Consider the following 14490-nt stretch of genomic DNA (forward strand, 5'->3'; position numbering starts at 1 on the left):
CCCATTCCTGCACTGAGATCACCCTTCCGATCGTGGATGGGTGGCCGATTTTCAAAGAGCGCCGGTGGCCGGATTTTCGAAGAGCGCTGACACCCGCGGCCGACCATATCCTGCAACGCCTACTTTCCCGCAGCAGCGCGCGATCCTCCAGGACATGGATCCCCGTGACGGTCAGGTGTCGTAAAACGGTTCTCGACATCCCGCGGGTTTCATCCGTAAGGGGTGATCCCTGCTCCTGGAAGGTGCTCATAGCCTGTGGTTGAGCGCCGCGTAGAGGTGGGAGCCACTGTGCGGGTCTGCCGTATGCACTGACCCGTTCGGCCGGCTCAGCGCGACACGGCTCGGGAGTCTCGGGTGAACTGGCCGGGTTGGTGTCGTTGATCGCAAGGCCCAGTGCACGATCTTGTTGGAGGGGCAATGACCAGAACCGATCCACAGGAATTCACCACCCTGCTCGACACCATCGCCCAGCGCCGCAGCGCCGGCGACGGCACAGTTTCGGCGCAGTCCCCCACGCACATCCCCGAGGTCAGAGCGGCGGATGTTCCGCAGGAGGTCAAAGACGCCCTTCAACCCGCCGAGACCGGCATGCTGGAGCAGCTCGGCCACACCGGCGCCGCCGCGTACACATACGCTCAGCGCGTCCTCGCCGGTGACATCTCCCGCGAACAGTTCGAGGACCTGATCAGTCAACTGATGGACAGCGCCCAAACCCAGTTCACTCAGCTGCGGGACTCGACCAAGGCAAAACTTCAAAGCCTCGGCCGCCAGCACCCCGACTGGCAAGCGATGATCCTTTCCGTATTCGAAGCGGTCACCAACCTGCAGTCCGACGTGCTGACAAAGGAATTCAACTTCCTCCAATCGCTGATGTCGAACACGCCCCAGCAGGCAGGCCAGTTGAACGGATTCTTCAGCGACTTGATGCGTCACCTCGAGGAAGGGTGGAGTCAGATCGTGGGGTGATACCGGCAGCTCGGCGTGGGCTCGGGCGTGGATGTGCGGGTTCGCGCCACCGTTTCCTTGCGTGACGAACACCCGATCGAAGGAGGAGACAATGACCAAAGCGGAACAAGCTCTCGAAGTGAAGCAGGATACGTTGTCCGAAGCATCGAAGTCGGCGGAACGTACCTCGGTCGGCTGGTACAAGCTGTACAACGATCTGGACCTCCCCGTCACCGCCGTAATAGCGGCCGGCCGTGGCGGGACCCGCCTGAGGGTGCTGGTGATTGCGCCCGGCACCACCAGTGCGCAGTTCGATGACGGTACTGATGCACTTTTCTATCAGGGGACCGGGCCGGGGGAGGTGTACGACTGCGTCAGCGGTTGTGTCTGGTACCACTTCCGTGGGGATCTGCGAGGCAACCAGGTCAACAACCTGAGCTGGTTCCAGTAGCCGTGATCCAGGGGTCCCGCACTGGCCGGGACCCCTGATGCGGCTGATCGCCAGCGGGCACCTGCGGCGTATCCACGGCGCGTGGGGGCCACGTCCGCAGGATCCGCCGGTAAGACGCCACCGCAGAGAGTTTCGCGAGTCGGAACCACCTGCCGGGTGTTCCCAGACCCCCAGGCACTCACGACGAGGTGTCGATAAACGATCGGTTCTCCGACATCCGCCTCTCCGGTGGTGTGGTTCAGATGCTCATGTCGGTGGATCCGTGTGGCGGGTGCCGCGGCTCGGCACGATCGGGGGTGGCTTCATCGGCCGGAGGGCGGGGCTGTCCGGCCAGGATGCGGTTCAGCTCGACGCGTATCGGAGCTGCGGGGGCTTGCCCGCCCGCGGTGGGTAGTTCGGTGAGGATGCGTCCGGCCAGTTCGCGTAGTCGCACGTTGGTGTGTTGCGAGTAGGACCGCAGCAGCTCGAATGCTTGCTGCTCGCCGATCCCGTAGACCAGCATCAGCATTCCTTTGGCCTGCTCGATCACCGCGCGGCCGGCTTCGAACGCGCACCGATCGGCGTCAGCGGGCGGTCGGGGTTGTTCGATGTCCACACACCCACCCCTACCCGCGGTGTGGCGTGGAGAAAAGCCCTACCCAGGAAGCGGGAAAATCTACATTGCAGGGTGTAGACATTCGGGAAGCTGGGGTGTACTTTCTCTGTTGTTGGAGATGAGATGTCTGGTTGGCCGGGCAGGTGAACTGCACCGGAAGCAAGATCCACCATCCCCTCCGGCGGAGAAGAGAATCCGGTGCAGTCGGCCGGACCGCCGGAGGGGATGACGAACTCCCGCAGACACGTCCGGCAACCCCAGGAGGTGGTGACTGAACAGCTCTTCCCAGATTCCGCGTCCCGGGCTGTTGCCGGGCGCGGTCCCCGCGGTCGGCTTCACCGTCCGACCGGCGGGATAGACGTGAAACCCCTCGATCCCAGGCCCCGGCGCACAACGCGCCGGGGCCTGTCGACGTTGAACCCCAGAGGTGTTGTGCAGCAAGCGAACGACCCCACCAACTCCACCCACCCCATCGACTCCGCCGACGCTTCCAGTGCCGCCGACCGGCTCGATCACGAGGACTACCCCGCCTACAGCATGGGCAGGGCCGCGGAAATCCTCGGCGTCACCCCCGCCTTCCTGCGCGGCCTGGACGCCGCCGAACTGCTGATCCCGCAGCGTTCAGCGGGCGGGCACCGCCGCTACTCCCGTTCCCAGTTGCGGATCGCCGCGCGGGTCCGCGCGCTGGTCGATGCGGGCACACCGCTGGAGGCGGCGTGCCGGATCATCGCCCTGGAAGACCAACTCACCGAAGCCCGCGAGCTCAACGCCGAAATCACCCGGCGAAACCCGCCCGCGCCGGACCGCGACAGCTGAGTCCGGTCAGCCGCGGCCGCGGGTGCCGAGTTCGGCCCACACCGTCTTGCCGGGTCCGTGGTAGTCCACAGCCCAGCAGGTGGCCAGCTGATCGACCAGGATCAACCCGCACCCTCCGGTGTGATCGGGTCGGCGGATCCGCGCGGGCGCGGGTGAAGCATCCTCGACCTCCACACGCAACCAGCCGTGGCCGGCCACCATCAACCGGCAACCACGCGGGGCGCGGGCGTGCACGACAGCGTTGCCGGCCAGCTCGTCAGACACTTGCACCGCGTCCTCGATACGCAGGAATTGGTCGACGGGCTGATCCATATGTACTTCCAGAAGCGGACGCCCGGCATGCTCGACTATCTTGCGGCCTTTGATCTTCTTGCCCGCGTCGTAACCGGTCGTGCCGGCAGCGACCGTGTCGGCGCCACGAACGGTCTGCGAGTCGATTACCGCGGCAGTGGGCCGCGTGTCACGCCCTGCCTGGACTCGTGCCCGGTCCCGCAACACGTCGTGGATGCGTTGCCACACACCGGCTTTTGTCCACCGCCGCTAGATGTCATACAACGAGAGCTTCCCAGCGCTGATGGAAGCGATGGCCTGGCCGGACCGATCGGGGATACCGTCGCTTCATGTGTACCTACGGTTTCGTGCACTACAAACTGCACTATGCGTGCGTGGGGTGCCGGGTGTCGTTCAAGCGGCACCCGCCGATTGCCGGTGTAGCGCACCATTGCCCGCGATGCGGTAAACCGATGTTATGTGCGGGGCATGATTTCGCGGCGCCCCCTCGCCGTGACACCCGGGCGTGGTCGGTGGTCGCTGCCGTGGTCGGCGCCGGATTGCGTTACGAGGGTTTCGAACCGTGCGGCTGTGGCTGGGAACCGAAATACCGGCCGCGGACCCGCGCCGAACTTCGCGCCCGCCGCAAGTTCGCCACACGCAACGCTGTTCCGCTCGCCGATGCGCTCGCCCGCCCTAACGTGTGAACACACTGCCCAAGCGCACCGCAACCGGTCGAACGCGCCGCACCACACCGGACACGACCCCGAAGACAGGAATCAGGACCGAATACGCCTCGACCGCGCCTGAGGCCGAGTTCTCACATGCGTTCTAATAGTGCTTTGTTAGATGCGCCGGGATGTGCTGTGCTGCAATGGTGTTGCGCGAGGAGATGGACGTGGTCCGTCCGGTGATCGAGGAGTTCGCCGCCGAGATGTTCGCCGGGTTCGCCCGCCGGGACCAACGAGCCAAGGGGCAGCTGTACCTGCGGGGCCTGCTGGCAGACGGTAAACGCAAGTCGATGCAGCCCATGGCGGCGCGGCTCGGGGTCGATCATCAGCAGTTGCAGCAGTTCGTGACGACCTCGACCTGGGACCACACCCAGGTCCGGGCCCGGCTGACCGGGTGGGCGGCGCGGTTCGTCGACCCCGACGCCCTCGTGGTCGACGACACCGGGTTTCCCAAGGACGGGACAGCATCACCGGGTGTGGCGCGAATGTACTGCGGGGCGTTGGGCAAACGCGGCAACTGCCAGATCGGAGTGAGCGTGCACGCGGCCACCGACTGGGCCTCGGCCGCACTGGATTGGCGGCTCTACCTACCGAAGTCCTGGGACGACCACACCGCCACCGACCCGGACGAAGCCGAACAGATCACCGCACGGCGGGCACGGTGCGCGATTCCCGACCACGCTCGGTTCCGGGAGAAGTGGCGGCTGGCGCTGGACATGCTCGACGAGGTCCTCACCTGGGGAATGCCCGCCCGGCCGGTGATCGCCGATGCCGCCTACGGCGACAGCACCGCCTTCCGCGCCGGACTGACCGAACGCGGCCTGACCTACGTCCTGGCGGTCTCGGCGGCGACCAGCGTCCACCCCGCCACCGCTGAACCGGTGCCACCGACCTACTCCGGATTCGGGCGACCCCCAACCCGCACCGACTACCCCGACAAGCCCGTCACCGCCAAGACGATGATCATCACCACCGGCCGCTCAGCGGGACGGTTCGTCACCTGGCGGCGCGGCTCCCGCCACACCGCATCGAACCCGGGCGCGGTGATGCGCTCCCGGTTCCTCGCCTTACGGGTGCGCCCGGCCAACCGCAACATCACCCGCGGACCGGACGGCAGCCTTCCCGAATGCTGGCTGCTGGCCGAATGGCCCACCGGCGCGGCCGAACCCACCGACTACTGGCTGGCCACCGTGGCATCAAGCATCCCGCTACGAGACCTCGTGCGGCTGGCGAAAATCCGCTGGCGCATCGAACACGACTACCGCGAACTCAAAGACGGCCTCGGCCTGGACCACTTCGAAGGCCGATCCTGGCTCGGCTGGCACCGCCACGTCACCCTCACCTCCATCGCCCAGGCAATCTGCACCACGCTGCGCCTCACCCCAAAAGCCCCTGCGCAGGCCTGACCCTCTACGCCGTCCTGCGCCGACTCCAACACCTACTCGCCACCTGGACCGGGCACTGCCACACCTGCCACCAACCCCTACCAGCCCGAACACAACCACCCCACACCTAACAAAGCACTACTAAGAGGGCATCCGAGAACTCGGTGTCGCTGGTGATTTTCAATTGGCGAAGATGGCCTGGACCTGAATGTGGCATGTGTCCAGACAGCTCGTTTGATGTGGCGTCACCACGGCTGAGTTTGTTGCGGCGCGACGGTTCTGGTCAGAATGTGGGGGTGGCGCATGCTGATCTGGCTGCTGTGTGGTGGCGGGAACTGTCCGACGAGTCGGCAATGGGGGTTGCGCGTGCGGTAGCCCGCGAGAACGATGCGGAATTGATCGGTGTTTATCGCCATGAGTACGCGGGCCGACAGCAGCGTATTGCCCTGTTCGAGCGGGCGGGTATGCGGTTCTCGTTGGTTCCGGCCGACCGTGTGCGACTCGGTTACGACGGGGACAGGTTCGTCCCGTCGCCGCACCAGGTGGTCAGCTATGCCGATAGCGTTGAGGAGTACGGTCTGCCTGCGATCGCGGAATTCGTCGATGCGATGACTTCGCCGGATCGGGTGGTGGAACTTCCTGCGATGCTTGTCGGGGTCGAGGCACTGGAACCGTGTCTCGAGAGCGTGCGGATCGATGATCCCCGGGTTCAGCAGCTGGTCGCCGAGTCTGGTCCTCGCACTGGCACGATCACGCACTTGGGCCCCGGCGGCGGTCTGAAGGTCGAGTTCGGCGAGCTGGGACAAGTGCAGCGCGCCTGGGTGGCCGAACAGATCTCCTACGAGCAGGCGTTGGGAAGTGCGTCTGTGCTGGGCGTGCGGGCGAGCACTCCGGATGAGTGGGAATATGCCTGTGGTGCTGGGGCCAGCACTCTGTTTCGATGGGGCGATGACAGCTTGGACGACGGATATCCGTTCGATCACCGGAGGGGCCCGCACCGGGAGTCGAACTTGTGGGGTCTGAAGATCGGTCAGGATCCGTATCGACACGAGTTCACTACGGAGCCGACCATCGTCTGCGGTGGTGACGGGGGCGGTGCCACGTGTGGTGGAAGCGGGTTCTTCCTGGGGTGGCTCACGCTGGCCACCGCTTACCGCGACAAGGATTTCGGGGCCTGGCTCAATTCCGAAAACGGCTACATCACCGAATTACTCATCCGGCCGGTCGTCGAGATGGCCTGAAAGGTAGTTCGAAGAACTCAGGTGCGCTGGTCGGTTCGGGCGAGGCGTCGGTGAGTGTGTGGATGGCGGCGATGTAGGCCATGGCTTCGTGGCGGTCGGGTCGGGTCTCGTAGTCGCGGACCAGGCGGCAGTTGACCAGCCATCCGAAGCTTCGCTCGACGACCCAGCGGGGGCATGGCGTTGAATACGGTGGAGGTATCGCTGCGTTCGACGATCTGAACCATCGGTGCCAGAACGGATTTCGCCCACTGCACGAGTCGTCCGGCGTAGTCGCCATCGGCCCACACCAGCGAGATCGTGGCGAAGCGTGCCCGCACGGCGGTCAGCGGCTGGTGGACGGCGTCACGGTCCTGGATGGCGGCACTGGTGACCACGACCGCCACAACGCCGCGGCGAACCCGGAAGCGATCCGAGGCCGGCGAAACCGGCCATCGAGCCGAGCGGACGAGTCCGCGGGCAGGGTGTCGGACAGAGCGATAACCGCGCCGCCGAGGTCGCGTCCGGCGGCCGCGAGAGCGTACATGGCGGGCACGATGGCGAACACCCACTGGGCGTGGTGTGTCGACCTTCAAGCGGTTCGACTCCGGCCTCCGAGCCCCGCCGAGCCGAACCTATGGGTCGATACGCTGTCCACGCACCCGATCGGGTCCGCGGAATCGCCCGGCCGAGTCCCCCAGCCCCGTGCGCTGCACCGCACCTCGGCGAGAACATTCGGTCCGGCGCCGGTGTGGGTCCGGCCCTCCCAGAAGTGGAAGCATCCGCGACTGGGAGGGTTGCCCGTCGTCCGGATCCTGTCTCCCGCATCGATCGACGACTATTCGACGTCCGCCGTTCCGGCGAGAACGGACCGCAAGGGGAGCATGATCTCCTGGCCGACTCTGATCAGGTTCGGGTCCGCGATGTGGTTCAGCTCGGCGATCATCCGGAGGAATCTCAGATCGCCGTACTTCTTCTTGACGATCCCCGACAGGGTCTCCCCCGCGACGACTGTGTGCCATTCGGCTGCCATGAGTGTCTCCTAGCTCTTCGGGGGAATGATCAATTCCTGGCCGACGCGGATGACGTCGGGGTTCGGGATCTCGTTCGCTTCGGCGATCAGCGGGAACAGTGCCGCGTTCCCGTAGAAGCGCTTGGCGATCTTGGACAGCGTGTCGCCGGAAACGACCTTGTACGTGATGCCGGGAATGATCAGAACCTGGCCGACGTGAATCACGTCGGGATCGTCGATTCCGTTCGCCGCGGCGATCAACGGAAACAGGTGCGAATTCTGCGGGCGATAGAAATGCCCCGCCAGGCCGGAGAGGGTTTCGCCACGCACCACCGTGTGCTTGCGACTCACGTCGGGGAGAATCAGGACCGTCCCGATGCGTATCGAGTCGGGATCCGGAATCCCGCTGGCGACGGCGATCAGCTCGAAAAGCGAAGCCTGCCCGTAGAATCGTTTCGCGATCGCCGACAGGGTTTCACCCGCGGCGACCGTGTGGGTGTTGAGCATGATTCACTCCTTTTCGATGAAACCTCGGCGTTTCGGTACCCGAGGATGTCGATAATTCGATGAACGATGTCCGGGTCGGAATCGCCGAAACCAGCGTATAGTCGGCACAACGGCCGTCAAAGTCCTCGGACGGACGGATTCGAAGTCGGGTAGTGCGCTACTCATGCCGAAGCGCTCGGAAAGCAAATAATTGCAGCGCCCTCGACCGCGCCGTGCGCGGCCATCTGCTTCGAAATGAGTAGTCGACTACTCGTTACCACCCGGATGGGTGAGCCTACGGTTGGCCCCATCCAAGATCAACGCGGCGAGTCATGTGATGACGGTATCGAGCCCGGGTCGAACGCGCACATGAGTGCCCGCGAGGCGGCTGGGTTGGTTCGCAGTACGGCCAGATCAGCTCGATGATCGAGAAGTAGTTCGGCGGAGGAGATATGGACGCCACAGCACGAACGGATGCCTTGGCGACGGAACTTTCCGGGGCCCTCACAATGGCATCGCGGTGCCCTGGAAATCTCTCGCAGAACAGCCAGGACTACCGCCTCCGGGCTGCACAATTCTTCACCGAGAACGACCGGGTGGCGCGTGCTATCGACAGCGAACTCGGTGAATTGTTTCGCGAGGACCCGGAGCTCGGCCGCCTGGTCGAAGCCACGAGCCGCAGGGGCGGCCGCAAGCGTCTCGCGCAACACCTGCGGCAGACGCTGCCCGAGCACCCGCATGCACAAGAGTCCCTGCTCTCCTTGACGCAAGGGACCGCCGACCCCGCCGCCAGCCGTACACCCATAGGCGGCGCGGTGTCGTGGAGCCGGTCGTCGGGATGGTTCAGTCGCGAAGTCGTTCTGGTGCTGATGAATGTTCTGATCGTCGTCCCGATCGTGTTCGCGTTTCTCACCGTATGGGGTGGAGTTCATCGTCACAGTTCGGCAGACGACGTGTCCACCGCCGCACTGAGAGTCTTCATCGTATGGGTCCTGTCTTTCTTGCCCAGCTGGTTGTATATCCGATTCCTCGGGCAGCGCGCAGGCGCCCTGTGGAGCGAGTACGTCATCAATCTCCACCGCCTCGCAGTGGACGAACCGAGATACCTGCCGCGACCACCGAAGTCCTCCGAGTTCTACGCGGAATGGCTCGCGGACGGCGGCTACCTCCAGGAGGAGGAACACAATATCTATCGGCAGAAGTTCAACGCCTATTATGGACGCGCCGTTTCCTCCGCGGGCGGATCCGATTTCGTTATCAAGACCGACACGCTTTTTCCCATCTTCCTCGCCACGATCGGTTTCGCGACTTGCTGGACAGCGGTCCTCTGGGATCTGAGCTTCGTCGAGAACCCCACGACCGCGTGGGATATCCTCAAGTTCGGATTTCTCGGCGCCTACGCATTCACCGTGCAGAGCCTCGTCCGCCGGTTCTTCCAGAGCGACCTCAGGCCGAGTGCGTATGCCTCCGCGCTCCTGCGGATAATCGTCGTCTTCGCCACCTTGGTGGCCTTGTATCAACTGATCGACAGTTTCGAAGCCGGTGTTCGATCGGCAATTGCCTTCGTTGTGGGCGCTTTCCCGATCGTCGGCATCTACGCACTCCACAGGACGACGGCGGTCGCTCTGCGGGCTGCGGTACCCCAGCTCACTCCGAATTATCCGCTCAATCAGATCGACGGCCTGAACGTGTGGTACGAATCCCGGCTCATCGAAGAAGGCATCGAAGACATGCAGAGTCTGGTGACGGCGAATCTCGTCGATGTCATCCTCCACACGCGTGTTCCCATCGGCCGACTGGTCGACTGGATCGATCAGGCCCAGCTGTACTTCCACCTGGACCACAGTGAAGTGACGCGGCGTGAACGCCGGCAGGCCCTGCGTCAGGACAACACATCGTCGTCCAAACCCTCCTCCGAGGACCCGAGCTGGACCGCACAGCTCAGCGGAAGCCTCGGCCCTGGCGTTCGCGCCGGCACCAACACCCGCGTAAGGCTGCGCCAACTCGGCATCCGAACGGCGACCGACTTGCTTATCGCGTTCCCGCCCAGCGAAGTCGACCCCCGCACCGCCGCCGAACCGACGGGTCGGCAATACCGATACCTCACACCGGCAGGCATCGATCTCGAGCAGATCCGCATGCTCGTACGCGTTCTCAACGAAAGCAGCGAGCTGGTTCCCGTCTGGAACTGGCAACGCAGGGGCGCTCGTATCCGCCCACCTCAGGAAACGTCGAACAGAAGGCGTATCAATGGGCTGGAGCACTCCCAGCCGGAGACGACCGCAAGTGCACTCCGTCGACGAGAGCCACAACGAACGATCTTCGACCCGCACTGAACACCCCCGGCCGAGGTCCCGCGTTCCTCGCCGGCGCGGGATCGGCACATCCTTACGCGGCCTTACCGGCCGGTGGGGTCATGATCATCGTTGTTCACCGGCCGTGCCGATCTTCGTGGCGCGGCCGGAGCCGTCACGGTGCATCCAACACACTCGCCGGGACACCGTAGGGCAGAAATCGCACTCGACGGCGATCATCGGTGTTGTCGCGATGCGCGCGCAAGGCCTCGAGTTCGCTGGGAAAGACCTGGTCGACCCTGGCCTCACCGCTGTCATCGATGCTGTAGATCACCCACACCCCGCTGCCGGTCGCACCGGTGGTCTCGCCCTCGGGTTCCGGTGGGCGTGGCCGTTGCGGTTGGACGAACTGACCGAGCAGCGACGCCAGCGAACCGACGCTCGCGTGATCTACGCGATCCAGGAACACGCCGGCTTTCCCGAGCAGATCACGGAGCTCGGTTCCCGCTCCACGCAGTGCGCGTTCGAATTCTTCCGGATCGATGCCGAAAGGCCCGTTATCTGGCATCGCATGTGCTCCTGGAGACGAGTTGGGCGTTACGTCCTCAGTGTCCTCGCGAAACGCCGACTTCGCCACGACGGCCTCCGCGCCGTGGCGCTTTCCGACCGCACCGGTGGGTAGCCCCGACGGTTTGCCGATAGTCGGTCTCCGACATACCTGCGGCGCGGTTGCGTGCGGTCCGGGCGTAATTTTGCGCGGGTCGGGGTTGCATCCTGTACCTGGGTACAGGCTTACCGTGGCGGCATGATGATTTCGTCTTCGTCGGGTGATTGGGTGCCGGATTCGTGCACCCTGCCAACCGCTGAGCGTCCTGTTCGAGTCGCGGAGTTCGATCGGTTCTTCGCTCAGTCGGTGCGGCACACCCATCGGCCCGCCCGCACGCTGCTGGATCTGGTGCTGGCCGGCGACGCCGAACCGGCCGGCCGTGACCTGGCCGCCCGGGAATCGGCCTGCTGCTCGTTCTTCGCTTTCACCTTCGACACCACCGAGACCGGACCGGTGATGCACATCGAGGTTCCCGAGGCCCAGGTCGATGTTCTCGACGCGCTCGCCGTGCGGGTGGACGCCTTGATCGGCGGAGGCCGGAGTTGACCGGCTTGCGCACCGGCGAGCTGGCCGAAGCGGCCGGGGTGAACACCCAGACTTTGCGGTACTACGAGCGACGCGGGCTGCTCGCCGAACCGCGGCGGTCCCTGGGCGGGCATCGGCTGTATCCCGAACAGGCGGTGACGGTGTTGCGGGTGATCAAGGCGGCGCAGCGGCTCGGGTTCACCCCACCGCACAACCCGACGCCCACTTCGGCCGCATCCTCGCCGCCTACGGTGGCGTGTTCGTCGCGGGCTCGCTGGCCTGGGGCATGGCGCTGGACGGCTTCCGGCTCGACCGCTGGGATGTCACCGGCGCCCTAATCTGCCTGATCGGCGTCGCCGTCATCATGTACGCACCGCGCCACGCCTGACCCCTCGTTCCCGCGTCACCCCTGGAGCGGGGCTTGCGGTCTCTTTTCCGGGTTCGACCAGGTGACTCGACCCTGTCCGCTGTTCGCCGCGGCGGCGTAGCGGCGGGCCAGGCGGGCGAACGCGGCGGTGAGTTCGGGCGGCCCGAGGACTTCGATGTCAGCGTCGAACCTGCCGAGAACGCCGGCGAGTGCGGTCCATGACCACGAGCCGAGGACCACTCGGCAACTGTCGGGATCGAGCGCCTCGACTACTCCGTCGTGGAGGAACGGTGCGACCTCGGTGGCGGGCAGACGCAGGATCACGGCCCCACGGCATGGCCAGTTCCCGGTCGCATCCGAGCCACGGAACCGGCTGGTCACGAACGTGGTGACGTCTCCCTCCGGAAGTTCACGCGGAGTGAAGCGGGGGCCGGTGGGGATGCGCGGGGCGATCCGGTCGGCGCGGAACGTCCGCCAGTCCTCGCGGTCGAGATCCCAGGCCACGAGGTACCACCGTCCGCCCCACGTGACGAGATGGTGGGGTTGCACTCGACGTGCCGGGCGCGCGGCGGCATCCGTCGGTGATGCGCCCGCGTAGTCGAAACGCAGCACCTCGCGGGCGTGGACAGCGGCGCCGATCGCCGTGAGGACCTCCGTGCCGGCCTCGGGCGCGGGCCGGTCCTCGGGCGGTGCGACGGCGGTGATCCGGAGGGTGTCTATGCGGTGGCGTAGGCGCGCGGGCATGACCTGGCGGACGGTGTTCAGCGCGCGTGCCGCGGCCTGGTCGATACCGGCGCCTGCGGTGGTGGCGATCTGGAGTGCGACGGCCAGGGCGACGGCCTGTTCGTCGTCGAACAGCAGCGGCGGGAGTTGGGCGCCTGCGCCGAGCCGGTATCCGCCGTCGGGGCCTTTGGTGGTGGCGATGGGGTAGCCGAGTTCGCGCAGGCGGTCGATATCGCGGCGCACGGTGCGCGGGCTGACCTGCAGCCGCTCGGCCAACAGCGCCCCCGGCCAGTCCCGGCGCGCCTGTAGCAGGGACAGCAGCGCCAGCAGTCGCGCGGAAGTTTTCGGCATATCGCTCATCCTGTCCGAAGTAGCGGACACAACCTGGCCACTACCCTTGCGAATGTTGCTCACGTCAACCGACGAGCCGAACAGGAGCAACTGTGTCTCTCACAACCACCGCCCACTTGAACTTCCGCGGTGACGCCCGCGCCGCGCTGGAGTTCTATCAGTCCGTCTTCGGCGGTCAGCTCGCCGTCGTCACCTACCAGGACGCCGGGAACCTCGGCGGCGAGGCCGACCAGATCATGTGGGGCCGAGTACAGGCCGACAACGGATTCCATGTCATGGCCTACGACGTGCCCGTGCAGACGGGCTACGACCCGGGCGAGAACGCGTTCTTCGTCTCCGTGCGCGGCACGACCGTCGAAGAGGTCTCGGGCTATTGGGAGAAACTCACCGCGGGCGCGACCATCGTGGTCCCGATGGGCCCGGCGAACTGGGCGCCCGCCTACGGGATGCTGCGTGACCGTTTCGGTGTCGTCTGGGTCGTCGACGTCGTCGGCGAGTACAACGGATAGGGCGTCACGACTTCGTCGAGCAGATCCGCACGGTCATGACTACGGCGACTTCGTCAGGCCGCGGACGTGTGGCCATGCCTCGGCGAGCGCGAGCAGCTGATGCAGTTCCGCGGTGAGATCCCTGGCACCGGGCCGGATCTGGTGCCGGGGTGGGAACCGGCTCGCGCGCGGAGGGTGCCCAGCAGCCTTGGCGGCGATGGCCTCGGCGACGCGGCGAGCATGGATATGCGGGTCACCGCCGGTGATGGCCAGATCGCCGGGGCTGTCGCTGTAGCGCTTGAGATGGAGGAGGCTGTCACGGATCTCGACCGTCATGCGGTGCAGACGGATGGCCGGGTCGGTTCGGCCGTGGTGGTCGCGCGGCGCCTCCAGGACGATTCCGGGCACGGCCGCGGTGAGATCGGCCCACATCGGCTGCAGCCGACGGCAATAGCGGCTGGTGCGGTCCCATCCCATGTGGGTGAGCAGGGTGCTGATCAGCGGCACCGTGACCACGGCGGGAGCGCCGACGGCCGAGAGGAGGAAGCCGCTCCATGCCTTCCAGCGCATCTCGGGATCCCATGCCGGGTGGCCGGCCAGGACACTGCTGACGGTCTCGATCGGGTATACGACCGCTACGACCCCGAGAGCTGCCACGGTGCCGAGGACCGCTGTGTACAGTGCCCGTTCCTGCCAGGTGGTGTCCCCCGCGGCGCGCATCTCGCGCACGCTGACCCGGCCGACGCGCAGGGCGGTGGCACCGAGCGGCAGGGAGAACACGACCCAGATGACGACAGCGCGCCAGCCCAGGGTTTGGTCGATCAGCTGGTCGGCCCGGCGGGCGGGCGCGCCCGCGATCAGGATGACGGCGGTGGCGGTGACCGTGACGAGGTAATAGCGCCGCTGTCTGCGCCATGTGTGGGCGGGATCGGCGCCTGCCCACAATTCGGCGATGCCGTAGATATGCGAGACGGCCAGCAGAACCGCGCCCAGCGACAGCTGCCGGGCGATGTTCACCACGTCGCGGTCGTCGCCGGGCAACAGCCAGGCCAGTGACTGTTCGAACCATGCCTCCCGCAGCAGGTGCTCGAGGAGGGCGGCGGCGAGCGCGCGGTTGATGAGCCGGTCGACGAGGCTTTCCCGCAACAGCCACCACCGACCGGCGAGCACCGATGCGAGCACCGTCAGGACAGGCCAGCTGATCAGACCCGGGACAGGAGAAGTCAT

General features: G+C 65.8%; 15 protein-coding genes and 4 pseudogenes. 11 read left to right on the forward strand and 8 right to left on the reverse strand.

The window, feature by feature from the left end; all coding sequences use genetic code 11:
- Positions 1 to 250, reverse strand: a 250-nt coding sequence (locus ABZ552_RS31275; RefSeq protein WP_357441521.1) for a hypothetical protein, incomplete at its 3' end; no start/stop codon positions are given.
- 167 nt (positions 251 to 417) lie between these two features.
- Between ABZ552_RS31275 and ABZ552_RS31280 the strand changes: the two genes are divergently transcribed.
- Both ABZ552_RS31280 and ABZ552_RS31285 read left to right on the forward strand, forming a co-directional pair.
- On the forward strand, positions 418 to 966 hold the full coding sequence (locus ABZ552_RS31280) for a hypothetical protein (RefSeq protein WP_281874086.1): 549 nt from the start codon (positions 418 to 420) through the stop codon (positions 964 to 966).
- A gap of 91 nt (positions 967 to 1057) precedes the next feature.
- Positions 1058 to 1396: a hypothetical protein gene (locus ABZ552_RS31285; protein WP_281874087.1), complete on the forward strand. Its 339-nt coding sequence runs from the start codon at positions 1058 to 1060 to the stop codon at positions 1394 to 1396.
- 403 nt (positions 1397 to 1799) lie between these two features.
- On the opposite strand, the pseudogene ABZ552_RS31290 reads toward ABZ552_RS31285, so the two are convergent.
- Positions 1800 to 1931, reverse strand: a pseudogene (locus tag ABZ552_RS31290) (ANTAR domain-containing protein); the annotation flags it as partial.
- Between the two features lie 531 nt (positions 1932 to 2462).
- On the opposite strand from ABZ552_RS31290, the gene ABZ552_RS31295 reads away from it, so the two are divergent.
- Complete coding sequence (locus ABZ552_RS31295) at positions 2463 to 2807, forward strand: MerR family transcriptional regulator (protein ID WP_281881038.1); 345 nt, start codon at positions 2463 to 2465, stop codon at positions 2805 to 2807.
- A 351-nt stretch (positions 2808 to 3158) separates the two neighbouring features.
- Here the strand turns inward: ABZ552_RS31295 and ABZ552_RS31300 are convergent.
- Positions 3159 to 3329: pseudogene (locus ABZ552_RS31300) on the reverse strand (IS5/IS1182 family transposase); the annotation flags it as partial.
- A 98-nt stretch (positions 3330 to 3427) separates the two neighbouring features.
- Between ABZ552_RS31300 and ABZ552_RS31305 the strand changes: the two are divergent.
- The 3 genes from ABZ552_RS31305 to ABZ552_RS31315 all read left to right on the forward strand — a co-directional run bounded on the left by ABZ552_RS31305 (position 3428) and on the right by ABZ552_RS31315 (position 6434).
- A complete protein-coding gene (locus ABZ552_RS31305; RefSeq protein ID WP_281874089.1) occupies positions 3428 to 3784 on the forward strand; it encodes a hypothetical protein in 357 nt (118 codons plus the stop codon).
- A 185-nt stretch (positions 3785 to 3969) separates the two neighbouring features.
- Positions 3970 to 5214 (forward strand): IS701 family transposase, encoded by a 1245-nt coding sequence (locus tag ABZ552_RS31310; RefSeq protein ID WP_281880887.1) that lies wholly within the window; start codon positions 3970 to 3972, stop codon positions 5212 to 5214.
- A 275-nt stretch (positions 5215 to 5489) separates the two neighbouring features.
- Positions 5490 to 6434, forward strand: coding sequence for a hypothetical protein (locus ABZ552_RS31315; RefSeq protein WP_281874090.1), 945 nt, complete (start codon positions 5490 to 5492; stop codon positions 6432 to 6434).
- Positions 6435 to 7248: 814 nt separating this feature from the next.
- Here ABZ552_RS31315 and ABZ552_RS31320 read toward each other — a convergent pair.
- Together ABZ552_RS31320 and ABZ552_RS31325 are read right to left on the reverse strand one after the other, a co-directional pair.
- Entirely contained in the window at positions 7249 to 7443 is a 195-nt protein-coding gene (locus ABZ552_RS31320) for a LysM domain-containing protein (protein WP_281874092.1), read from the reverse strand.
- Positions 7444 to 7452: 9 nt separating this feature from the next.
- A complete protein-coding gene (locus ABZ552_RS31325; RefSeq protein ID WP_281874094.1) occupies positions 7453 to 7929 on the reverse strand; it encodes a LysM peptidoglycan-binding domain-containing protein in 477 nt (158 codons plus the stop codon).
- Positions 7930 to 8360: 431 nt separating this feature from the next.
- Here ABZ552_RS31325 and ABZ552_RS31330 point away from each other — a divergent pair, with 431 nt between their 5' ends.
- Positions 8361 to 10244: a hypothetical protein gene (locus ABZ552_RS31330; RefSeq protein WP_357441524.1), complete on the forward strand. Its 1884-nt coding sequence runs from the start codon at positions 8361 to 8363 to the stop codon at positions 10242 to 10244.
- Between the two features lie 133 nt (positions 10245 to 10377).
- On the opposite strand, the gene ABZ552_RS31335 is transcribed toward ABZ552_RS31330, so the two are convergent.
- Positions 10378 to 10770, reverse strand: coding sequence for a hypothetical protein (locus tag ABZ552_RS31335; RefSeq protein ID WP_281874098.1), 393 nt, complete (start codon positions 10768 to 10770; stop codon positions 10378 to 10380).
- Between the two features lie 237 nt (positions 10771 to 11007).
- On the opposite strand from ABZ552_RS31335, the gene ABZ552_RS31340 reads away from it, so the two are divergent.
- From ABZ552_RS31340 to ABZ552_RS31350, 3 genes and pseudogenes are all read left to right on the forward strand, one after another.
- Positions 11008 to 11355, forward strand: a complete 348-nt coding sequence (locus ABZ552_RS31340) for a hypothetical protein (protein WP_281874100.1) — start codon at positions 11008 to 11010, stop codon at positions 11353 to 11355.
- Between the two features lie 5 nt (positions 11356 to 11360).
- A pseudogene (locus tag ABZ552_RS31345) lies at positions 11361 to 11537 on the forward strand (MerR family transcriptional regulator); the annotation flags it as partial.
- An 8-nt stretch (positions 11538 to 11545) separates the two neighbouring features.
- A pseudogene (locus ABZ552_RS31350) lies at positions 11546 to 11722 on the forward strand (YnfA family protein); the annotation flags it as partial.
- A 15-nt stretch (positions 11723 to 11737) separates the two neighbouring features.
- Here ABZ552_RS31350 and ABZ552_RS31355 read toward each other — a convergent pair.
- Positions 11738 to 12775: a YafY family protein gene (locus ABZ552_RS31355; RefSeq protein WP_281874101.1), complete on the reverse strand. Its 1038-nt coding sequence runs from the start codon at positions 12773 to 12775 to the stop codon at positions 11738 to 11740.
- Between the two features lie 92 nt (positions 12776 to 12867).
- Here ABZ552_RS31355 and ABZ552_RS31360 point away from each other — a divergent pair, with 92 nt between their 5' ends.
- Positions 12868 to 13284 (forward strand): VOC family protein, encoded by a 417-nt coding sequence (locus tag ABZ552_RS31360; protein WP_281874102.1) that lies wholly within the window; start codon positions 12868 to 12870, stop codon positions 13282 to 13284.
- 39 nt (positions 13285 to 13323) lie between these two features.
- Here the strand turns inward: ABZ552_RS31360 and ABZ552_RS31365 are convergent, their stop codons facing one another.
- Positions 13324 to 14490: an MAB_1171c family putative transporter gene (locus tag ABZ552_RS31365; protein WP_281874104.1), complete on the reverse strand. Its 1167-nt coding sequence runs from the start codon at positions 14488 to 14490 to the stop codon at positions 13324 to 13326.

Origin of the sequence: Nocardia sp. NPDC019219 (genome assembly GCF_040632645.1) — a bacterium.
GTDB lineage: Bacteria > Actinomycetota > Actinomycetes > Mycobacteriales > Mycobacteriaceae > Nocardia > Nocardia sputorum.

Bases quoted from the DNA above. Each gene is read 5' to 3' on its own strand.
- ABZ552_RS31310 (WP_281880887.1), top strand. From the start codon at position 3,970: ATGGACGTGGTCCGTCCGGTGATCGAGGAGTTCGCCGCCGAGATGTTC.
- ABZ552_RS31305 (WP_281874089.1), top strand. From the start codon at position 3,428: ATGTGTACCTACGGTTTCGTGCACTACAAACTGCACTATGCGTGCGTG.
- ABZ552_RS31285 (WP_281874087.1), top strand. From the start codon at position 1,058: ATGACCAAAGCGGAACAAGCTCTCGAAGTGAAGCAGGATACGTTGTCC.
- ABZ552_RS31340 (WP_281874100.1), top strand. From the start codon at position 11,008: ATGATGATTTCGTCTTCGTCGGGTGATTGGGTGCCGGATTCGTGCACC.
- ABZ552_RS31325 (WP_281874094.1), bottom strand. From the start codon at position 7,929: ATGCTCAACACCCACACGGTCGCCGCGGGTGAAACCCTGTCGGCGATC.
- ABZ552_RS31330 (WP_357441524.1), top strand. From the start codon at position 8,361: ATGGACGCCACAGCACGAACGGATGCCTTGGCGACGGAACTTTCCGGG.
- ABZ552_RS31355 (WP_281874101.1), bottom strand. From the start codon at position 12,775: ATGCCGAAAACTTCCGCGCGACTGCTGGCGCTGCTGTCCCTGCTACAG.
- ABZ552_RS31280 (WP_281874086.1), top strand. From the start codon at position 418: ATGACCAGAACCGATCCACAGGAATTCACCACCCTGCTCGACACCATC.
- ABZ552_RS31365 (WP_281874104.1), bottom strand. From the start codon at position 14,490: ATGACTTCTCCTGTCCCGGGTCTGATCAGCTGGCCTGTCCTGACGGTG.
- ABZ552_RS31335 (WP_281874098.1), bottom strand. From the start codon at position 10,770: ATGCCAGATAACGGGCCTTTCGGCATCGATCCGGAAGAATTCGAACGC.
- ABZ552_RS31320 (WP_281874092.1), bottom strand. From the start codon at position 7,443: ATGGCAGCCGAATGGCACACAGTCGTCGCGGGGGAGACCCTGTCGGGG.